Annotated in this window: 14 protein-coding genes; 6 read left to right on the top strand and 8 right to left on the bottom strand. The window is 71.8% G+C overall.

All coding sequences use genetic code 11. The features are described from left to right. Positions 1–80: 80 nt before the first annotated feature. The 4 genes from ACZ3IJ_RS28845 to ACZ3IJ_RS28860 all read right to left on the bottom strand — a co-directional run bounded on the left by ACZ3IJ_RS28845 (position 81) and on the right by ACZ3IJ_RS28860 (position 5,083). Positions 81–530 (bottom strand): HD domain-containing protein, encoded by a 450-nt coding sequence (locus ACZ3IJ_RS28845; RefSeq protein WP_391797329.1) that lies wholly within the window; start codon positions 528–530, stop codon positions 81–83. Between the two features lie 10 nt (positions 531–540). Beyond that, complete coding sequence (locus tag ACZ3IJ_RS28850; protein ID WP_467472809.1) at positions 541–2,979, bottom strand: FtsX-like permease family protein; 2,439 nt, start codon at positions 2,977–2,979, stop codon at positions 541–543. Then, positions 2,979–3,818 (bottom strand): ABC transporter ATP-binding protein, encoded by an 840-nt coding sequence (locus tag ACZ3IJ_RS28855; protein ID WP_467472811.1) that lies wholly within the window; start codon positions 3,816–3,818, stop codon positions 2,979–2,981. The genes ACZ3IJ_RS28850 and ACZ3IJ_RS28855 overlap by 1 nt, the downstream gene beginning before the upstream one ends. 119 nt (positions 3,819–3,937) lie before the next feature. Then, positions 3,938–5,083 carry a PP2C family protein-serine/threonine phosphatase gene (locus tag ACZ3IJ_RS28860; protein WP_467472813.1) on the bottom strand — a complete coding sequence of 382 codons (1,146 nt, stop codon included), beginning with the start codon at positions 5,081–5,083 and terminating at the stop codon, positions 3,938–3,940. A 107-nt stretch (positions 5,084–5,190) separates the two neighbouring features. On the opposite strand from ACZ3IJ_RS28860, the gene ACZ3IJ_RS28865 reads away from it, so the two are divergent. Beyond that, positions 5,191–6,420: a GNAT family N-acetyltransferase gene (locus ACZ3IJ_RS28865; RefSeq protein ID WP_467472816.1), complete on the top strand. Its 1,230-nt coding sequence runs from the start codon at positions 5,191–5,193 to the stop codon at positions 6,418–6,420. Positions 6,421–6,466: 46 nt separating this feature from the next. Here the strand turns inward: ACZ3IJ_RS28865 and ACZ3IJ_RS28870 are convergent, their stop codons facing one another. Both ACZ3IJ_RS28870 and ACZ3IJ_RS28875 read right to left on the bottom strand, forming a co-directional pair. Further along, the gene (locus ACZ3IJ_RS28870; protein ID WP_467472818.1) at positions 6,467–7,276 is read right to left on the bottom strand and encodes an Fpg/Nei family DNA glycosylase; all 810 of its coding nucleotides are present in this window, start codon (positions 7,274–7,276) and stop codon (positions 6,467–6,469) included. A 110-nt stretch (positions 7,277–7,386) separates the two neighbouring features. Next, positions 7,387–7,875, bottom strand: a complete 489-nt coding sequence (locus ACZ3IJ_RS28875; protein WP_391797325.1) for a ribose-5-phosphate isomerase — start codon at positions 7,873–7,875, stop codon at positions 7,387–7,389. A 183-nt stretch (positions 7,876–8,058) separates the two neighbouring features. Between ACZ3IJ_RS28875 and ACZ3IJ_RS28880 the strand changes: the two genes are divergently transcribed. After that, complete coding sequence (locus ACZ3IJ_RS28880) at positions 8,059–9,504, top strand: amino acid permease (RefSeq protein ID WP_391797324.1); 1,446 nt, start codon at positions 8,059–8,061, stop codon at positions 9,502–9,504. 149 nt (positions 9,505–9,653) lie between these two features. On the opposite strand, the gene ACZ3IJ_RS28885 is transcribed toward ACZ3IJ_RS28880, so the two are convergent. Continuing rightward, a complete protein-coding gene (locus tag ACZ3IJ_RS28885; RefSeq protein WP_467472823.1) occupies positions 9,654–10,247 on the bottom strand; it encodes a biotin transporter BioY in 594 nt (197 codons plus the stop codon). A gap of 257 nt (positions 10,248–10,504) precedes the next feature. Here ACZ3IJ_RS28885 and ACZ3IJ_RS28890 point away from each other — a divergent pair, with 257 nt between their 5' ends. The 3 genes from ACZ3IJ_RS28890 (at position 10,505) to ACZ3IJ_RS28900 (ending at position 14,382) form a co-directional block, all read left to right on the top strand. Continuing rightward, complete coding sequence (locus ACZ3IJ_RS28890; protein WP_467472825.1) at positions 10,505–11,899, top strand: amino acid permease; 1,395 nt, start codon at positions 10,505–10,507, stop codon at positions 11,897–11,899. A 244-nt stretch (positions 11,900–12,143) separates the two neighbouring features. Next, positions 12,144–13,547 (top strand): amino acid permease, encoded by a 1,404-nt coding sequence (locus ACZ3IJ_RS28895; RefSeq protein ID WP_467472945.1) that lies wholly within the window; start codon positions 12,144–12,146, stop codon positions 13,545–13,547. Positions 13,548–13,737: 190 nt separating this feature from the next. After that, on the top strand, positions 13,738–14,382 hold the full coding sequence (locus tag ACZ3IJ_RS28900; protein ID WP_391797320.1) for a superoxide dismutase: 645 nt from the start codon (positions 13,738–13,740) through the stop codon (positions 14,380–14,382). Positions 14,383–14,491: 109 nt separating this feature from the next. Here ACZ3IJ_RS28900 and ACZ3IJ_RS28905 read toward each other — a convergent pair whose 3' ends face one another. Further along, on the bottom strand, positions 14,492–15,127 hold the full coding sequence (locus ACZ3IJ_RS28905; RefSeq protein ID WP_467472828.1) for a mycothiol-dependent nitroreductase Rv2466c family protein: 636 nt from the start codon (positions 15,125–15,127) through the stop codon (positions 14,492–14,494). Positions 15,128–15,293: 166 nt separating this feature from the next. Here ACZ3IJ_RS28905 and pepN point away from each other — a divergent pair, with 166 nt between their 5' ends. Beyond that, on the top strand, positions 15,294–17,852 hold the full coding sequence (pepN, locus tag ACZ3IJ_RS28910) for an aminopeptidase N (RefSeq protein WP_467472831.1): 2,559 nt from the start codon (positions 15,294–15,296) through the stop codon (positions 17,850–17,852). The last annotated feature ends 165 nt before the right edge of the window (positions 17,853–18,017 follow it).

Genomic DNA, 18,017 nt, shown 5'->3' on the forward strand with positions numbered 1-18,017 from the left:
CCAGCGGCGCCGGGTGACGAATCGTCGGCGTAGGAATCGAGCCAACCCGAGTCGATTCGTCCTGATCGTCGTGGGTGGTGTCAGCCGCCGGAGAGGCCGAGCAGCCCGCGCACGGTGGCGTACTTCGCGGTCAGCCTGGTCCGGGTCGGCTCGTCGAGAACGGCGAGGCGGGCCGGGTCGGCGTTGTGCGCGAGGTCGGCCTCCTTGACGAGCAGGGCGCCGGGGACCGCGAGGATCCGTCCGGTGTACGACTCCAGGTCCTCGCCCGGACGCTTGGTGAGGGCGAGGACCATGTCCTTGACCGCGCGCGGGAGTTCGGCCGATTCCAGCCACTCCGGGGAGAGCGCGTCGTCCTCGACGGAGTCGTGCAGCCAGGCCGCCGCGATCTGCTCCTCGCTGCCGCCCCTGGCCCGTACCCCCTCGGCCACCGCTCGCAGATGCTCGGCGTACGGGCGGCCCGCCTTGTCGGTCTGGCCCTCGTGGGCCGCGACGGCGAGGGACTCGACCTGGGCGAGGGTGAGGTGAGGCATGGCGCCGACTCTACGGTGCGGGGCGGCGCAGTGCGGCGCGTGCGGGCAGACCGGTGGAGATCAGGCCGAGGACCACGACGGCGCCCGCGAAGGTGCCGTAGAGGAGCGGCGGGATGTACGGGCCTTCGCCGGTGAGGCCGTTCGTCATCGGGACGAGGGTGGCCAGGGCGATGCCGGTACCGAGGGCGAGGCCGGCCAGGGTGACCAGGAGCGCCTCCCAGCGGATCATGCGCAGGACCTGGCGGCGGGTCGTACCGATCAGGCGGAGCGTGCCCAGCTCCCGGCGGCGGTCGAGGACGGTCATGACCAGGGTGTTGGCGGCGGCGATCGCGGCGAAACCGCCGAGGACGGCGGCCATCGTGGTGTTGGCCCAGGCGTTCAGCGCGCGCTCCGTGCTCTGCGCGGTGGTCCATCCGCCGGCGTCGGTGACGGTGCCGAGGCCGGTCAGTCCGGCCGCCGTGCCGCCGCGGACGAAGAGTTCGGTGGCGTACGGGGAGGTGACGTGGCCGGTGAGGGCGGAGGCGGGCAGGGTGATCTCGGCCAGGCCCAGGCCTCGGGTGTAGGTGGCGACGACGCGCGGGGTGGAGGTGGAGCCGTCGGGCAGCAGGAGTGCGAGCCGCTCGCCCGTCGTGACGCCCGCCGCGTCGGCGAGCAGACGGTCCACGGCGACCGTGCCGGGGGCGAGCGCGGCCAGTGAACCCGTACGGACTCCGAGGTCGAGGACGGGGGTCGGGTCGGCGGAGACAGCCTGGGCCGAGGCGGTACGGAAGCCCTGGGAGTCGTCCGGCAGCAGCACCGCGGTCCGCTGGACCGTGACGGCCGCCGTGACACCGGGGGCGCGCCCGGCGCGCTCGGCCGCGTCGGCGGGGAGCCCGGCGGGTGCGGTGACGACGTGGTCGGCGGTGACGGCGGCGCGCTGCTGCTCGGTGGTGGCCCGGTCGGTGCTGGTGTGCAGGAAGACCAGGGTGGAGGAGAAGGCCATGGCGAGGACGATCGGGGTGAGGGCGGAGGCGAGCCGGCGCGCGTTGCTCCGGGAGTTCGCCGCGGCGAGGTAGCCGGGGGCGCCCGAGCCGCGGAGCGGCAGTCCGACGAGGCTCGCGCAGAGCCGGGCGAGCAGCGGGCCGAGCAGGGCCACCCCCAGCATGAAGAGCATGACGACGCCGAGGGCCGTGTTGGCGGCGTCCTCGCCGTTCAGGGAGGCGGCGACGCCCGCGAGCACGGCTCCACCGGCGACGGCGACGAGCCCCAGCGGGGTACGGATCCGGCCGAAGGCGCGGCGTTCGACGGCAGCCTCGGCGAGCGCCTGGCCGGGCTTGGTCCGGGAGGGGCGGCGGGCGGCCGCGAGGCCGGCGAGGAGGGCGGTGGCGACGACGGCGAGGAGCGCGACGGCGAACGGGAGGGGGCCGCGGTCGAGGGTGAGCCCCTCGGGGACGGCGCCCTTCTCCCTCAGCTGTCCGAACCACCAGTCGGCGAGTGCCATGCCGGGCAGGCAGCCGAGGGCGCCTGCGACGGGGGCGACGAGGAGGGCCTCGGTGGCGATGGAGCGGCGGATCTGACGCGGGGTCGCGCCGATGGCCCGGAGCAGGGCGAACTCGCGGGCGCGCTGCCCGACGGAGAGTGCGACGGTACCGGCGGCGGTGAAGATCGCGACGAGGGTGGCGGTGCCGCCGAACGAGCCGCCGAGTGCGGTCAGGAGCTCCTTGGCGGCGGGGAGCGCGGCTCCTTCGGCGAGTGCCCTGTCGTCGCCGGTGTGGACCTGGGCTCGGTCGCCGAGGGCCTGGCCGACCTGCGCGGCCAGGGTGTCGGGGGTGGTGCCGGGGGTGGGCAGCACGGCGATGGCGTCGACGGTGCGGGGGTGTCCGGAGAAGGCGAGGGCCTGTGCGTCGGAGAGCCAGACGCCGGGGGCGGCGGTGACGCCGGAGACGGTGAGCCGGCGCTCCCCCGCCGGGGTCCCGAGGGTGACCCGGTCGCCGACGCGGCCGGTACCGGCGGTGACGACGGCCTCGTCGGGGCCGGGGGCGGTGCCGGAGGAGAGGGTGACGCCCGTGAAGGCGGTGGAGGACCAGCCGTGGGCGGGGAGCGTCCCCTTCTCCGTGTGGACGGGGAAGGTGACGTCGCCGATGGCGCGGGCGGCGCCGGGGGCCTTGGCGGCCTCACCGACGAGGGAGGCGTCGAGCCGGGCGCGGTCGGGGACGGCGGCCGACTCCATCTCCTTCTCGCCGCCCACGCTCACCGTCCGGTGGACCTCCTGGTCGGCGGCGGCGACGACCGGTGCGCCGGCGTAGCGGTCGGTCGGGAGGGTGGCGGTCAGGCCGGTCTGGAGGAGGAGGCCGCAGCCGGACACGACGGCGGCGGCGAGGAGCAGGGCGACGAAGGTGCCGACGAAGGAGGACGGCTTGAAACGGACGGCGGCGCGGGCGAGGCCGTTGGGCCGGAACAGGCTGGACATCAGGCGGCCGCTCCGGCATAGGCGGTGACGGAGGTGGTGGAGGTGGGTGTGGTGGAGGTGGTGGAGGTGGGTGCGGTGAGGGCGCGCATGCGGTCGGCGATCCGGGCCGGGCTCGACCGGGGCAGGGTGTCGGCGATGGCCCCGTCGGCGAGGAAGAGGACGCGGTCGGCGTATCCGGCGGCGACCGGGTCGTGGGTGACCATGACGACGGTCGCGTTCAGCGAGTCGACGGCGCCTCGGAGCAGAGTGAGGACCTCGGCCGCGGTCGTGGTGTCGAGGGCGCCGGTCGGCTCGTCGGCGAAGACGACGTCGGGCCGGGTGACCAGGGCCCGGGCGAGGGCGACCCGCTGCTGCTGGCCGCCGGAGAGTTCGGAGGGACGGCGGGCGCCCTTGTCGCCGAGGCCGACCTGGGTGAGGACCTCGGCCGCCCGGCGCCGGTCGGGGCGCTGTCCGGCGAGCCGCATCGGCAGCAGGACGTTCTGCTCGACGGTGAGCGAGGGCAGCAGGTTGAAGGCCTGGAAGACGAAACCGAGGCGGCTGCGGCGCAGTTCGGTGAGCCGGTTCTCGCTCATCCCGCCGATCTCGGTGCCGCCCAGACGTACCGAGCCCGCGGTGGGGCGGTCGAGGCCGGCCGCGCACTGCAGGAAGGTGGACTTGCCGGATCCCGAGGGGCCCATGACGGCGGTGAAACTGCCGCGCGGCAGGGCGAGGTCGATGCCGCGCAGCGCGTGGACGGCGCCCGCGCCGCGGCCGTACTGGCGCCGCACTCCGGTGAGCTCGACGGCGGCGCCGTCCGGCGGGGTGGGGTGCTGGGGGCGCTTGGCGCGGCGCAGGGCCATGGTCGTTCCTCCGTGGGTTCGTGACGATGTCTCGAACGTACGGATCCGGGCAGGTCAGGGACCATGGCGGCTGCTGGCCGATCAACGGTGGGGAAAGCCCCACCCCGTTCGGGGGGATCTCAGGTCTGGCGGCTGATGAGGAGCAGCGCGCGGTCGTCGTTGACGTCCTTGGCGCAGGCCTCGATGAGGTGCCAGGCCGCGCCCTCGAAGCCCGAGGCGACGTAGCGGTCCGCCTCGCCCGTGAGGCGGTCGATGCCCTCGGCGATGTCCCGGTCGGCGGCCTCGACGAGTCCGTCGGTGAAGAGCATCAGGACGTCGCCGGGCTGGAGCGAGCCCTTGACGGGGTGGAACTCGGCGCCGTCGTAGACGCCGAGCAGCGGGCCCTCGCCGGACTTCTCCTCCCAGCGGCCGGTGCCCGCGTGGAGCTGGAGCGCGGGCAGGTGGCCGGCGGAGAGGAGTTCGTAGTCGCCCGACTCCAGGTCGAGCACGAGGTGGATGGAGGTGGCGAAGCCCTCGTCCCAGTCCTGGCGCAGCAGATAGCCGTTGGCGGCCGGCAGGAAGCCGTGCGGCGGCAGCGAGCCCAGCAGTCCGCCGAAGGCCCCGGAGAGCAGCAGGGCGCGCGAGCCGGCGTCCATGCCCTTGCCGGAGACGTCCGTCAGGAGGACTTCCAGGGTCCGGCCGCCGTGGGTGCGGGCGGCGACGACGAAGTCGCCCGAGAAGGACTGTCCGCCGGCCGGGCGGAGTGCCATCTCGCGGTGCCAGCCCTTGGGGAGCCGGGGCAGGGCGCTCTGCGCCCGGATCCGTTCCCGCAGGTCGAAGAGCATGGTGCCGCCGCGCCGCCAGGGCACGCCGACGCGGGCCCTGAACTGGGCGATGAGCAGCCCGAAGAGTCCGCACGCGGCGACGGTCAGGACCGTTCCCGGGGTGACCCGGGCGGGGCCCTGGGTGTACGGGCCGAGGACGACGGACTCGACGATCAGGGCGCCCGCGGCGGCCGCGTACAGCCCGAGCAGGCTCGCGGGACGCAGCAGGAGTCCGCCGGCGACGATCGGCAGGACGAGCGCGGCGGGCGCGCACCACACCGGATTGGCGAGGGTGCCGACGGTGATGGCCGGGATCGTCAGCAGCAGTCCGGCGAAGGCGACCCAGTCGGAGCCCTCGCCCCGGAAGTAGTCGACACCGGATTTACGCAGGGAGATGCGGACCCGGTGTGCGCTCCTGCGCAACCGGGCCGAGTACGAGGCGACACCCACGCGACTTCCCATTGGCCTGGACCCTATCCACCCGGTCGGATCTCGTGCAGGGGGACCCCTGAGACATTGCGCGTGAAATCGGGTCGCCCCGGGCCTGCGTGCGCTGGTATCGATGGCATATGACGACTGAGATGCGCGTACTGGACCCGGCCGAGTGGGACGAGTGGTACGGGATGCTGGAGCTCGCGTTCGGGGGTGTGGCGGAGGCTCCGGAGGAGCGCCGGCTCTGGCAGGAGCTGACCGAGTACGACCGCTCGCTCGGTGTCTGGGACGGCGAGCGCTGTGTCGGTACGGCGGGCGCGTTCTCGTTCCGGCTCTCGGTCCCGGGCGGGGCGCTCGTGCCGGCGGCGGGCGTCACGATGGTGGGTGTGGCGGCGACGCACCGGCGGCGCGGGATCCTCACCTCGATGATGCGCCGCCAGCTCGACGACGTACGGGCGTGGGGTGAGCCGCTGGCGGTGCTGACGGCCTCGGAGCCGGCGATCTACGGCCGGTTCGGCTACGCCATCGCCGCGTACTCGACGCGGGCGACGATCGACACGAACCGGGTGTCGCTGGCGGTGCCCGAGGGCACGGACGGCGTGGTGCTGCGCCAGGCCGACCCCTCGAAGGCGTCGGGGGCGTGCGAGGCGGTGTACGCGCGCAAGGTCGCGGCGCGGCCCGGGATGACGGCCCGGCAGCCGGGGTGGGAGCAGCTGCCGTTGCTCGACCCGGAGGGCGAGCGGGACGGTGCCTCGCCGCGCCAGTGTGTGCTCGCGGAGCGCGACGGAGAGGTCGTCGGGTACGCGCTGTACGCGATCAAGCCGGAGTGGTCGTACGCCGGGGCGGAGGGCAGCGTGCAGGTGAAGGACCTGGAGGCGCTGGATCCGGCGGCGGAGGCGGCGCTGTGGCGCTTCCTCTGGTCGATCGATCTGACGTCGTCGGTACGGCTCCACAGCCGGCCGGTGGACGACGGCTGGCAGCACCTGGTGTCGGACCTGAGGCGGTGCTCGCCGACGCAGCGGGACGCGCTGCATCTGCGTCTGGTGGACGTGGGGGCGGCGCTGGAGGCGCGGACGTACCAGGCGCCGGTGGACGTGGTGTTCGAGGTCGCGGACGCGTTCTGTCCGTGGAACGAGGGGCGGTGGCGGCTCACGGGGGACGCCACGGGTGCGGTGTGCGTGCGTACGGACGACGACGCGGACCTCGCCCTGTCCGTACGGGAGTTGGGCGCGGCGTACCTCGGGGGCAACTCGCTCGTGTCGCTGGCCTCGGCGGGGCGCGTGCGGGAGCTTCGTGGGGGCGCGTTGGTGCAGGCGTCCGTGGCGTTCGGGTCGCCCGTCGCGCCGTGGCTGCCGCACGGGTTCTAGGCGGAGGCCCTTCGGCGTGCCGGCCCCCCTCGGGCGGGCCGGCGCGTCAGCGCTGCTGGCAGCCCGGGCACCAGAAGAGGTTGCGGGCCGCGAGGTCTGCCGTGCGGATGCCGGTGGCGCAGATGTGGCAGGGCTGGAGGGCCCGGCGGTAGACGTAGACCTCGCCGCCGTGGTCGTCCACGCGCGGCGGGCGGCCCATCGCCTCCGGAGTGTGCTCGGGGCGGACGGTGTCGATGCGGTTCAGGCGGACGCCCTCGCGCATCAGGGCGACGAGGTCCGTCCAGATCGCGTCCCACTCGCGGCGGGTGACGTCCCTGCCCGCGCGGTACGGGTCGATGCCGTGCCGGAAGAGCACCTCGGCGCGGTACACGTTGCCGACGCCCGCGATGACCTTCTGGTCCATCAGGAGGGCGGCGATCGTGGTGCGGGACCTGGAGATCCTGTTCCAGGCCTTGGCCGGGTCGTCGCCGTTCCGGAGCGGGTCGGGGCCGAGGCGGTCGTGTATCGCCCGCTTCTCGGGTTCGGTGATCAGGGCGCAGGTGGTCGGCCCGCGCAGGTCGGCGTAGTGCTCGTCGTCGACGAGGCGCAGCCGGACCGTGTCGGTGGGCGGCGGTGCGGGGGTCGTACCGAAGCCGAGCTTGCCGAAGAGGCCGAGGTGCACGTGGACCCAGCCGGCGTCCGCGAAGCCGAGGAAGAGGTGCTTGCCGTGGGCGTCGACGCCGTCGAGGACCCGTCCGTCGAGGAGTGCCGCGCTGTCGGAGAACTTGCCCTGTGGGCTGCTCGCACGCACGGACCGTCCGCCGAAGCGCTCCAGGTGATCCTGGGCGAGGCGGTGGATCGTATGCCCCTCGGGCACTGCTGGTCTCCTGGCTGAACGGGGCGGGCACGGCCGTGCCGCCGGGGCACGGCCCGGCGGCACGGGTGAAGGCGTCGGCCTCTGGGGGCGGTCGGCCCTCCTCGGGGCGGTCAGCCCTCCTGCGGGTGGTGGGCCGGGATCGGGGGGAGCTCGCCGGTGGCCTCGTAGGCGGAGAGCATGTCGATCCGGCGGGTGTGACGCTCGTCACCGGAGTACGGGGTGGAGAGGAAGATCTCGACGAACTTCGTCGCCTCTTCCCGGGTGTGCATCCGGCCGCCGATGGAGACGACGTTGGCGTTGTTGTGCTCGCGGCCGAGGGCGGCGGTCTGCTCGCTCCAGGCGAGGGCGGCGCGCACCCCCTTCACCTTGTTCGCGGCGATCTGCTCGCCGTTGCCGGAACCGCCGATGACGATGCCCAGGCTGTCCGGGTCCGCGGCCGTCTTCTCGGCGGCACGCAGGCAGAACGGCGGGTAGTCGTCCAGGGCGTCGTAGATGTGGGGACCACAGTCGACGGGCTCGTGGCCATGGGCCTTCAGCCACTCGACGAGGTGGTTCTTGAGTTCGAAGCCGGCATGGTCGGAGCCGAGGTACACGCGCATGATCCGAGTGTGGCACGGCGGGCTCCGGGTAGCGGTCAGCGGGGTCGGGGCCCACGTCCGTGCCGCAAGGGACCTTCGCCCCTTACGCAACGAATCGGAATCAGCCCTTCCGATCACCCCGTCCCCCGGTGTTGAATGCTCGGGCTCGTGACCCGAGCGCCCCACACACGTAAGGAAGCGTTCATGAACACGCAGCCGACCCTTGCGAAGGAAGGCGAGACCACCGGAAACCCCGGTGATTCGCAGTCTTCCGACGGACTCAAGGCCGGTCTCAAGAACCGACACCTGTCGATGATCGCCATCGGTGGCGTCATCGGCGCCGGACTCTTCGGAGGTTCCGCGGCAGGCATCAAGGCTGCCGGCCCCGGCATCCTGCTGTCGTACGCGCTCGTGGGCGCGATGGTCGTCTTCGTCATGCGGATGCTCGGCGAGATGTCCGTGGCCAACCCCACCTCCGGCTCCTTCTCGGCCCACGCCGACCGGGCGCTCGGACGCTGGGCCGGCTTCTCGATCGGCTGGCTCTACTGGTTCTTCTGGGTCGTCGTCCTCGCCGTCGAGGCGACCATGGGCGCGGACATCCTGAACGGCTGGATCCCGTCCGTCCCGCAGTGGGCCTGGGCGCTGATCGTGATGGTCGTCCTGACCGCCACCAACCTCGGTTCGGTCGCCTCCTACGGCGAGTTCGAGTTCTGGTTCGCGGGCATCAAGGTCGTCGCCATCGCCGCGTTCATCGTGGTCGGCGGCCTCGCCATCTTCGGCGTGCTGCCCGGCGCGGACACCTCGTCCGCCGGACTGAGCAACCTCACCGAGCACGGCGGCTTCCTGCCCAACGGCTACGGCGCGATCCTCACGGGCATCCTGATGGTCGTCTTCTCCTTCATGGGCAGCGAGATCGTCACCCTCGCCGCCGGCGAGTCGTCGGACCCGCGCCGCGCGGTCGCCAAGGCGACCAACAGCGTCATCTGGCGTGTCGGCATCTTCTACCTCGGCTCGATCCTGGTGGTCGTCTCGCTGCTGCCGTGGAACGACCCGGCGCTGGAGAAGGACGGCTCGTACGTCGCGGCGCTCGACTCGATCGGCATCCCGCACGCCGGCCAGATCATGAACGTGATCATCCTGACCGCGGTGCTCTCCTGCCTGAACTCGGGCCTGTACACCGCGTCCCGCATGGCGCACTCCCTCGGCCGGCGCGGTGACGCCCCGAAGGCCTTCGCCAAGACGAACGCCAAGGGCGTGCCGCAGACCGCGATCATCGGATCGGTCGTCTTCGGCTTCGTCGCGGTCTTCTTCAACTACAAGTGGCCCGACACGGTCTTCGCCTTCCTGCTGAACGCGTCCGGCGCCATCGCGCTCTTCGTCTGGCTGGTCATCTGCTTCTCGCAGCTGCGGATGCGGAAGATCATCCTGCGGGAGTCCCCGGAGAAGCTGCTCGTCAGGATGTGGCTGTTCCCGTACCTGACCTGGGCGACGATCGCGATGATCGTCTTCGTCCTCGGCTACATGCTCTACAACGGCGGCTCCGCCCGTGAGCAGGTCCTGCTGTCCCTGCTGGTGGCCGGCCTCGTGGTCGCCGTCTCGGTGGTCCGCGACCGCTTCGGCAAGACCCCCGAGCCCGTCACCAAGGACTGAATCCCCGCCTGACGCTTCTGTCAGGCAGGGACGGAAAAAGCTCTCCGTGTTCCAGGCAACCCCTGGAACACGGAGAGCTTTTCCATGTCCGGACCGGCGTCGCCCCTCTCCCCGAACCGGTCGGCGGCGCGGGGCGGTGCCGAACCGCGTCAGCCCTTGCGGCCGACGGCCTTCCACGCGGTCGGCAGCAGACCCATCGCGAGGGCGGCCTTGAGAGCGTCGCCGATCAGGAACGGGGTCAGGCCGGCGGCGACCGCCTGCGAGAGCGTCATGCCGGTGGCGAGGGCCAGGTACGGCACGCCGACCGCGTAGATGACGGCGGAGCCGAGCACCATCGCGCCGGCGGTGCGGAGCACCGAGCGGTCGGCTCCGCGGCGGGCGAGGGCGCCGACGACGGTCGCGGCGAGCAGCATGCCGAGGATGTAGCCGAAGGAGGGCATCGCGTAGCCGGAGGTGGCCTGCGCGAACCACGGCACGCCCGCCATGCCGGCGACCGCGTAGAGGGCCAGGGAGAGGACGCCGCGGCGGGCGCCGAGCGCCGTGCCGACGAGAAGGGCCGCGAAGGTCTGACCGGAGACCGGGACGGGCGAGCCGGGGACCGGGACGGCGATCTGCGCGGCGATGCCGGTGAGGGCCGCGCCGCCGACGACGAGCGCGATGTCACGGGCACGGCTGGACGGCAGCAGGTCGGCGAGAACCGTCCCGGAGCGGAGGGAACGGACAGGGGCGACGGCGGTGCTCATCGGTACTCCGCGAGGGGTGAGGGGGTACGGGGACGGATCGACGGTAGTCCAGGAGTGAACGCTCGATCACCATCAGCCACCCACAAAGCGGAGGTTGAGCGCTTCGTGGAGATCGAACAAAGATCGGCGCTCATGCGTCGCGCCACGTGACGCTTGTCACGGCGCGGAGCTGGAAAGAGGGCCATTTTGCGCCAAGAGGCGGTCAGCAGACAGACTGTGAGTTCTCCATAAACACCTCCGAAGGCACGAGCCCCCTCATGCACGACGCACCGACTGCCGTCCCGGCTCCCCCGGCCACCGAACCGGAGCCGCTCTCCCACGGACTGAAGCAGCGTCATCTGACGATGCTGGGGCTCGGCGGGGTGATCGGTGCCGGACTCTTCGTCGGCTCGGGCGCCGGCATCGCGGTCGCGGGGCCCGGCATCGTCCTCTCGTATCTGATCGCGGGCACGCTCGCGATGCTCGTCATGCGGATGCTCGGCGAGATGTCGGCGGCGATGCCGGCCTCGGGCGCCTTCTCGGTCCACGCGGAGCGGGCGCTGGGCCGCTGGGCGGGCTTCTCGGTGGGCTGGCTGTACTGGTTCCTGCTGGTCGTCGTCCTCGCCGTGGAGGCGACGGGCGCGGCGCAGATCGCCCACGGCTGGGTGCCGGGCGTCCCGCAGTGGGGCTGGGTACTGATCTTCATGATCGTCTTCACCGTCGCCAACCTGGCGGCGGTGAAGAACTTCGGCGAGTTCGAGTTCTGGTTCGCCGCGCTCAAGGTCGGCGCGATCGTCCTCTTCCTGGCCCTCGGGACGCTGGCGATCGTCGGGTGGCTGCCCGACACGGACCCGGTCGGCGCGGCCCATCTGACCGGCGACGGCGGCTTCCTGCCGAACGGCTGGGGTGGCGTGATCTCCGGTGTCCTCGCCGTGGTCTTCGCCTTCGGCGGCCTGGAGGTCGTCACGATCGCGGCCGCCGAGTCGGACGATCCGGCGCGCAACGTGGCGCGGGCGGTGCGCAGCGCCGTGTGGCGGATCCTCTTCTTCTACGTCGGCTCGATGCTGGTCATCGTGACCCTGCTGCCCTGGACCTCGATGCGGCCGGGCCGGTCGCCGTACGTCGCGGTGCTGGACGCGATCGGGGTGCCCTCGGCCGGCCAGATCATGAACATCGTGGTCTTCGTGGCGCTGCTCTCGGCGCTCAACGCGAACCTGTACGGCTCCTCACGGATGGTCTTCTCGCTCGCCGAGCGCGGCGAGGCGCCCAGGGGGCTGCTCAGGGTCTCGGGCGGAGGGGTGCCGCGCCGGGCGGTGCTCGCCTCGGTGGCCTTCGGCTTCGTCTCGGTCCTGCTCAATCTGAAGTGGCCGGATTCCGTCTTCCTCTACATGCTCAACGCGGTCGGTGCGGTACTCCTCTTCGTCTGGGGGCTGATCGCGGTCTCGCAGCTGCGGCTGCGCCGCCGGATCGAGCGCGAGGCGCCCGAGCTGCTGACGCTGAGGATGTGGGGCTTCCCCTGGCTCACCTGGACCGTGCTGGCCGCGATGGCGGCGGTCCTGGGGCTGATGCTGACCGACGAGGGGGCGCGGCCGCAGGTGCTGTGGTCGGGCGCGGCCACCGGGGCCGTACTGCTGGTGGCCGGTCTGCGGGAGCTGCGGGACCGGCGGCGCTGACGCGCGCGGGGCCGGGCGCGCGCCCAGGCGTCCTAGGCGCGCGGGAACGAGCGGCGGCGGGCGGCGCCCCGGCGCCCGAGGTCACGGCAACGCGCGGCGGGCCCTACCGGCGCGTACGAGAAGACACGAGATCTTCACGTTGCGTGAAGCTCGTGACCGTATAGCGGACATGCGTTCCCTGTCAGCGGTACGCACCCACAGACTGTGGCGCGTCCCCCGCCTCCTCCCCGAACAGGGCTGGTTCATGTCCCGGACCACCGCGCCCGCGCCCGTCGACCGCAAGGACGACTCGGCGACGCTCTCGCACGGGCTCAAGCAGCGTCACCTCTCGATGATCGCCCTCGGCGGCGTCATCGGCGCCGGCCTCTTCGTCGGCTCCGGCGCCGGCATCGCCGCCGCCGGCCCGTCCATCGTCCTCGCCTACACGCTGTCCGGCCTGCTCGTCATGCTGGTGATGCGCATGCTGGGCGAGATGTCGGCCGCGTACCCGTCCTCCGGATCGTTCTCCTCCCACGCGGAGCGGGCCTTCGGCTCCTGGGCCGGGTTCACCGCCGGCTGGTCGTTCTGGGTGCTGCTCAGCGTCGCCGTCGGTCTGGAGGGCATCGGCGCGGCGAAGATCGTCACCGGCTGGCTGCCCGGCACGCCCGAGTGGGCCTGGGTCGCGCTCTTCATGCTGCTCTTCTGCGGCGCCAACCTGGCGGCCGTGAAGAACTTCGGCGAGTTCGAGTTCTGGTTCGCCGCCCTCAAGGTCGGTGCGATCACGCTCTTCCTCGGCCTCGGTGTGCTCGCGATCCTGGGCGTGCTGCCGGGCACGGACTCCCCCGGCACGGCCAACCTCTTCGGCGAGGGCGGACTCCTGCCGAACGGCAGCGAGGGCCTGGTCATCGGCCTGCTCGCCTCGGTGTTCTCGTACGGAGGCATGGAGACGGTCACCATCGCCGCCGCCGAGTCCGAGGACCCCGTCAAGGGCGTCGCCAAGGCCGTGCGCACCGCGATGTGGCGCATCTCGCTCTTCTACATCGGCTCGATGGCGGTCATCGTCACGCTGGTCCCGTGGAACGACAAGGCGGTCGCCGAGAAGGGCCCGTACGTCGCCGCGCTCGACCAGCTGGGCATCCCGGGCGCCGGCCAGATCATGAACGTCGTGGTGCTCATCGCCCTGCTGTCCGCGATGAACGCGAACATCTACGGGTCCTCCCGCATCGCCTTCTCCCTGGTCAAGCGGGGCCTCGGCCCGAAGGTCCTCGGCGCGGTCTCCAGCGGTGTGCCGCGCTTCGCCGTCCTCGCGTCCTGCTTCTTCGGCTTCGTCTGCGTGGGCCTCAACTACTGGTCCCCCGAGACGATCTTCCCGTGGCTGCTGAACATGATCGGCGGCGTGATCCTGGTCGTCTGGATCTTCATCGCGGCCTCGCAGCTGGTGCTGCGCCGCCGCATGGAGCGGGAGGAGCCCGAGAAGCTGGTCGTCCGGATGTGGGCCTTCCCCTACCTCACGTGGGTGGCGCTGGCCGGCATGGCGGTGATCTTCTTCCTGATGGCCCGCGAGGAGGGCACCCGCGTGCAGCTGTACGCGACGGGCGCCATGACCGTGCTGCTGGCCGTCATCGGACTCGTCCGCCAGAAGACGGGCGCGGCGCGCCAGGACGCCTGACACCGCCTCCCGTCTCCCCTTTCTCCGGAACGCCCGGACCGCTCCCCCGCGGTCCGGGCGTTCCGCGTTCCCCGGGCCCGCAGCGCCACGGGTCCTAGGACCGAGGACTGATCAACTTCGGACACACCTGCTGCTAGCCTGCACTTGCATAGAGGTTGCAATAACTCAGAAGCAGCGAGAGGCTCGGCACATGGCGATCTACACCCTTCCGGAACTGCCGTACGACTACGCGGCTCTGGAGCCGGTGATCAACCCCCAGATCATCGAGCTGCACCACGACAAGCACCACGCCGCGTACGTCAAGGGCGCCAACGACACCCTTGAGCAGCTGGAAGAGGCGCGCGACAAGGACCAGTGGGGCTCGATCAACGGCCTGGAGAAGAACCTCGCGTTCCACCTCTCCGGCCACATCCTGCATTCGATCTACTGGAACAACATGAACAGCCCGAAGGACGGCGGCGGCGGCGAGCCGCTCGCGGCCGACGGCGTGGGCGACCTCGCCGACGCGATCACCGAGTCCTTCGGCTCCTTCGCCAAGTTCAAGGCCCAGCTGACCAAGGCCTCCGCGACCACCCAGGGCTCCGGCTGGGGTGTCCTCGCGTACGAGCCGATCAGCGGCAGGCTGATCGTCGAGCAGGTCTACGACCACCAGGGCAACGTCGGCCAGGGCTCGGTCCCGGTCCTCGTCTTCGACGCCTGGGAGCACGCCTTCTACCTGCAGTACAAGAACCAGAAGGTGGACTTCATCGAGGCCATGTGGCAGGTCGTCAACTGGCAGGACGTGCAGAAGCGCTACACGGACGCCAAGGGACGCACCCCGCTCATCGGCATCTGAGGAACGTCCTGCTCGTGATCGTCTTCTCAACCTTCACCGGGCAGGCGGAAGAAGGGCGGGCCCCCGCGGTGACGTGAACCGCGGGGGCCCGCCCGTACGGACGGCCGTCCTACTCGAAGCTCGGCGCCGCCGTCCGCGTGCGCTTGATCTCGTAGAAGCCGGGCGTCGCCGCCACGAGCAGCGTGCCGTCCCAGAGCCGGGCCGCCGCCTCGCCGCGCGGGGTCGGGGTGACGACCGGGCCGAAGAAGGCGACCTCGTCGCCGTCGGCGCCCGGGACGGAGATGACCGGCGTGCCGACGTCCTGGCCGACCTTCTCGATGCCCTCCTTGTGGGAGGCGCGCAGCTCGGTGTCGTACGTGTCCTTGTCGGCGTAGTCCGCGAGGTCGGCCGGCAGGCCGACGTCCGCGAGGGCCGCCGCGATCGCCTCGCGCGTCGGGCCCTCGCCGTTGTTGTGGAAGCGGGTGCCGAGCGCGGTGTAGAGCTTGCCGACGACCTCGTCGCCGTGCTGCTGCTGGGCGGCTATGACCACGCGGACCGGGCCCCATGCCTTGGTCTCCAGCATGTCGCGGTACTCGGCCGGAAGCTCGTCCAGCTTGTCCTCGTTGAGGACGGCCAGGCTCATCACCTTCCACCGGACGTCGACCGGACGGACCTTCTCCACCTCCAGCATCCAGCGGGAGGTCATCCAGGCCCAGGGGCACAGCGGGTCGAACCAGAAGTCGGCGGTGGTCCTGCTCTCGGACATGTCACTCCTCAGGAACGGACGTCTATGCGGACGGATGTCTATGCGGACGGATGTCCATGCGCCGGAGGAGGAACACCCCCGGCCGGTGAAGGCATTCCCGCGTGTCGGGTGTCAGCTCCACATGGGAGGATCGGTGCTGTTTCGAACGAGCCACGAAGGAGTGACCGTGCCCGGAGAGAATCTGTCCCGCGACGAGGCCCGCGAGCGGGCCGCGCTGTTGTCCGTCGACGGGTACGAGGTCGCCCTGGACCTGCGCTCGGCGGTCGGGGAGTCCGGCGAGGAGGTCCGCACCTTCCGCTCGGTGACGACCATCCGGTTCCGTCGTACGGGTACGGGCACATCCACCTTCGTCGACCTGATCGCGCCTGCCGTCACCTCGGTCGAGCTGAACGGCCGCCCGCTCGACCCGGCCGCCGTCTTCGACGGCGCGCGGATCGCCCTGGACGGCCTGGCCGACGAGAACGTGCTCGTGGTCGACGCCCAGTGCGCCTACAGCCGGACGGGCGAGGGCATGCACCGCTTCGTCGACCCGGAGGACGGCGAGGTCTACCTCTACACGCAGTACGAGCCGGCCGACGCCCGCCGGGTGTACGCCACCTTCGAGCAGCCCGACCTGAAGGCCCCCCACCTGTTCTCCGTGACGGCGCCCGAGGGCTGGACGGTGTGGAGCAACGGCGCCGGGGAGCGGGACGCGCAGGGCGTGTGGCGCTTCGCGGAGACGGCTCCGATCTCGACGTACATCACCTGCGTCGTCGCGGGGCCGTACCACTACGTGACGGACACCTACCGGCGCACGCTGGCCGACGGGTCCGAGCTGGAGATCCCGCTCGGCGCGATGTGCCGCAAGGGGCTCGCCAGGCACTTCGACGCGGACGACGTCTTCCTGATCACCAAGCAGGGGTTCGACTTCTTCCACGACAACTTCGACTACCCGTACCCCTTCGGGAAGTACGACCAGGCCTTCGTCCCCGAGTACAACCTCGGCGCGATGGAGAACCCGGGCATGGTGACCTTCCGCGAGGAGTACATCTACCGGGGCAAGGTCACCCAGGCCGCCTACGAGCGCCGGGCGAACGTGATCCTGCACGAGATGGCGCACATGTGGTTCGGCGACCTCGTCACCATGGTGTGGTGGGACGACCTCTGGCTGAAGGAGTCCTTCGCCGACTTCATGGGCTCCTTCTCGCTGGCCGAGGCGACCCGCTTCACCAACAGCTGGGTGACCTTCGCCAACAACCGCAAGTCCTGGGCGTACCGCGCCGACCAGCTGCCGTCCACCCACCCGATCACGGCCGACATCCGTGACCTGGAGGACGCCAAGCTGAACTTCGACGGCATCACGTACGCCAAGGGCGCCTCCGTCCTGAAGCAGCTCGTGGCGTACGCGGGCCGGGACGCGTTCCTCGAGGGCGCGCGGCGCTACTTCAAGCGCCACGCGTACGGGAACACGCGCCTGACCGACCTGCTGTCCGTGCTGGAGGAGACCTCCGGGCGCGACATGAAGGGCTGGTCGCGCTCCTGGCTCCAGACCTCGGGCGTCAACACACTGGCGCCGGAGGTGACGTACGACGCGGAGGGCCGGATCACCGAGCTGGCCGTCGTCCAGGCCGGCGACGAGCTGCGCCCGCACCGGGCGGCCGTGGGGCTCTACCGGCTCTCGGCGGAGGGCGAGCTCGTGCGGTACGCGCGGGCCGAGGCCGACGTCGTCGGCGCGCGGACGGTCGTGGCCGAGCTCGCGGGGACGGAGCGGCCGGACCTGGTCCTCGTCAACGACGACGACCTCACCTACTGCAAGGTCCGGTTCGACGAGGGCTCGCTCGCGACCCTGCGGGCGCACCTGGGCGACATCACGGATCCGCTGGCGCGGGCGCTGTGCTGGTCGGCGCTGTGGAACCTGACGCGCGACGGCCTGATGCCGGCCCGGGACTTCGTGGCGGTGGCCCTCGGCTTCGCGGGCCGGGAGACGGACATCGGCGTCCTCCAGATGGTCCACGCCTGGGCGCGCTCGGCGGTCACGAACTTCGCGGCGCCCGAGTGGCGCGCGGAGGGCGGCCGGCTGCTCGCCGAGGGCGGGCTGCGGGAGCTGCGGCTCGCCGCTCCGGGCAGTGAGCACCAGCTGACCTGGGCGCGGTTCTTCGCCGCGTCCGCCGCCTCGGAGGCGGACTTCCAGCTCCTGGAGGGTCTCCTCGACGGCACGGCGAAGATCGACGGTCTGGACGTCGAGCAGGAGCTGCGCTGGGCGTTCCTGGAGCCGCTCGCCGCGCACGGCCGGGCGGACGAGGCCCGGATCGCCGAGGAGCTGGCCCTCGACGACACGGCGACCGGCAAGCGCCACCAGGTTCGCTGTCTGGCCGCCAGGCCGTCGGCGGCGGTCAAGGCCCAGGCCTGGGCGCAGGTCGTCGAGTCGGACGCGCTGTCGAACGCGCTGGTGGAGGCGACCATCGCGGGCTTCGTCCAGCCGTCGCAGCGGGAGCTGATCGCGCCGTACGCGGAGAAGTACTTCGCCGCCGTGGAGCGGGTGTGGGCGGACCGTTCGATCCAGATCGGTATGGACGTGGTGCGGGGGCTGTTCCCGGCGCTCCACGGCGAGGGGGCCCTGGCCGCGACGGACGCGTGGCTCGCCGCCCATGAGTCGGCCGCGCCGGCACTGCGCCGCCTGGTCCTGGAGGGCCGCGACGACCTGGCGCGCGCACTGCGCGCGCAGGCCTGCGACGGCGGCCTGTAACCCGCACGGCCCCCGGAGCGCGGCGCCCTCGTGGGGGCGCCGCGCTCCGGCATGTGCGGGAGGTGGTGGTCGTGCATTGTCGGCAGTCGAACGTGCGTACTTTAGGACGAGGATGTCCCGGTTTGGCGACGCGCGTGTAACAGCGGTTAGCGGGGGCCCGGGGAG

Source organism: Streptomyces sp. NPDC013317, from assembly GCF_055563155.1.

Coding starts and splice junctions, on each gene's coding strand:
- ACZ3IJ_RS28845 (WP_391797329.1), bottom strand. CDS start 530: ATGCCTCACCTCACCCTCGCCCAGGTCGAGTCCCTCGCCGTCGCGGCC.
- ACZ3IJ_RS28850 (WP_467472809.1), bottom strand. CDS start 2,979: ATGTCCAGCCTGTTCCGGCCCAACGGCCTCGCCCGCGCCGCCGTCCGT.
- ACZ3IJ_RS28855 (WP_467472811.1), bottom strand. CDS start 3,818: ATGGCCCTGCGCCGCGCCAAGCGCCCCCAGCACCCCACCCCGCCGGAC.
- ACZ3IJ_RS28860 (WP_467472813.1), bottom strand. CDS start 5,083: ATGGGAAGTCGCGTGGGTGTCGCCTCGTACTCGGCCCGGTTGCGCAGG.
- ACZ3IJ_RS28865 (WP_467472816.1), top strand. CDS start 5,191: ATGACGACTGAGATGCGCGTACTGGACCCGGCCGAGTGGGACGAGTGG.
- ACZ3IJ_RS28875 (WP_391797325.1), bottom strand. CDS start 7,875: ATGCGCGTGTACCTCGGCTCCGACCATGCCGGCTTCGAACTCAAGAAC.
- ACZ3IJ_RS28880 (WP_391797324.1), top strand. CDS start 8,059: ATGAACACGCAGCCGACCCTTGCGAAGGAAGGCGAGACCACCGGAAAC.
- ACZ3IJ_RS28885 (WP_467472823.1), bottom strand. CDS start 10,247: ATGAGCACCGCCGTCGCCCCTGTCCGTTCCCTCCGCTCCGGGACGGTT.
- ACZ3IJ_RS28890 (WP_467472825.1), top strand. CDS start 10,505: ATGCACGACGCACCGACTGCCGTCCCGGCTCCCCCGGCCACCGAACCG.
- ACZ3IJ_RS28895 (WP_467472945.1), top strand. CDS start 12,144: ATGTCCCGGACCACCGCGCCCGCGCCCGTCGACCGCAAGGACGACTCG.
- ACZ3IJ_RS28900 (WP_391797320.1), top strand. CDS start 13,738: ATGGCGATCTACACCCTTCCGGAACTGCCGTACGACTACGCGGCTCTG.
- ACZ3IJ_RS28905 (WP_467472828.1), bottom strand. CDS start 15,127: ATGTCCGAGAGCAGGACCACCGCCGACTTCTGGTTCGACCCGCTGTGC.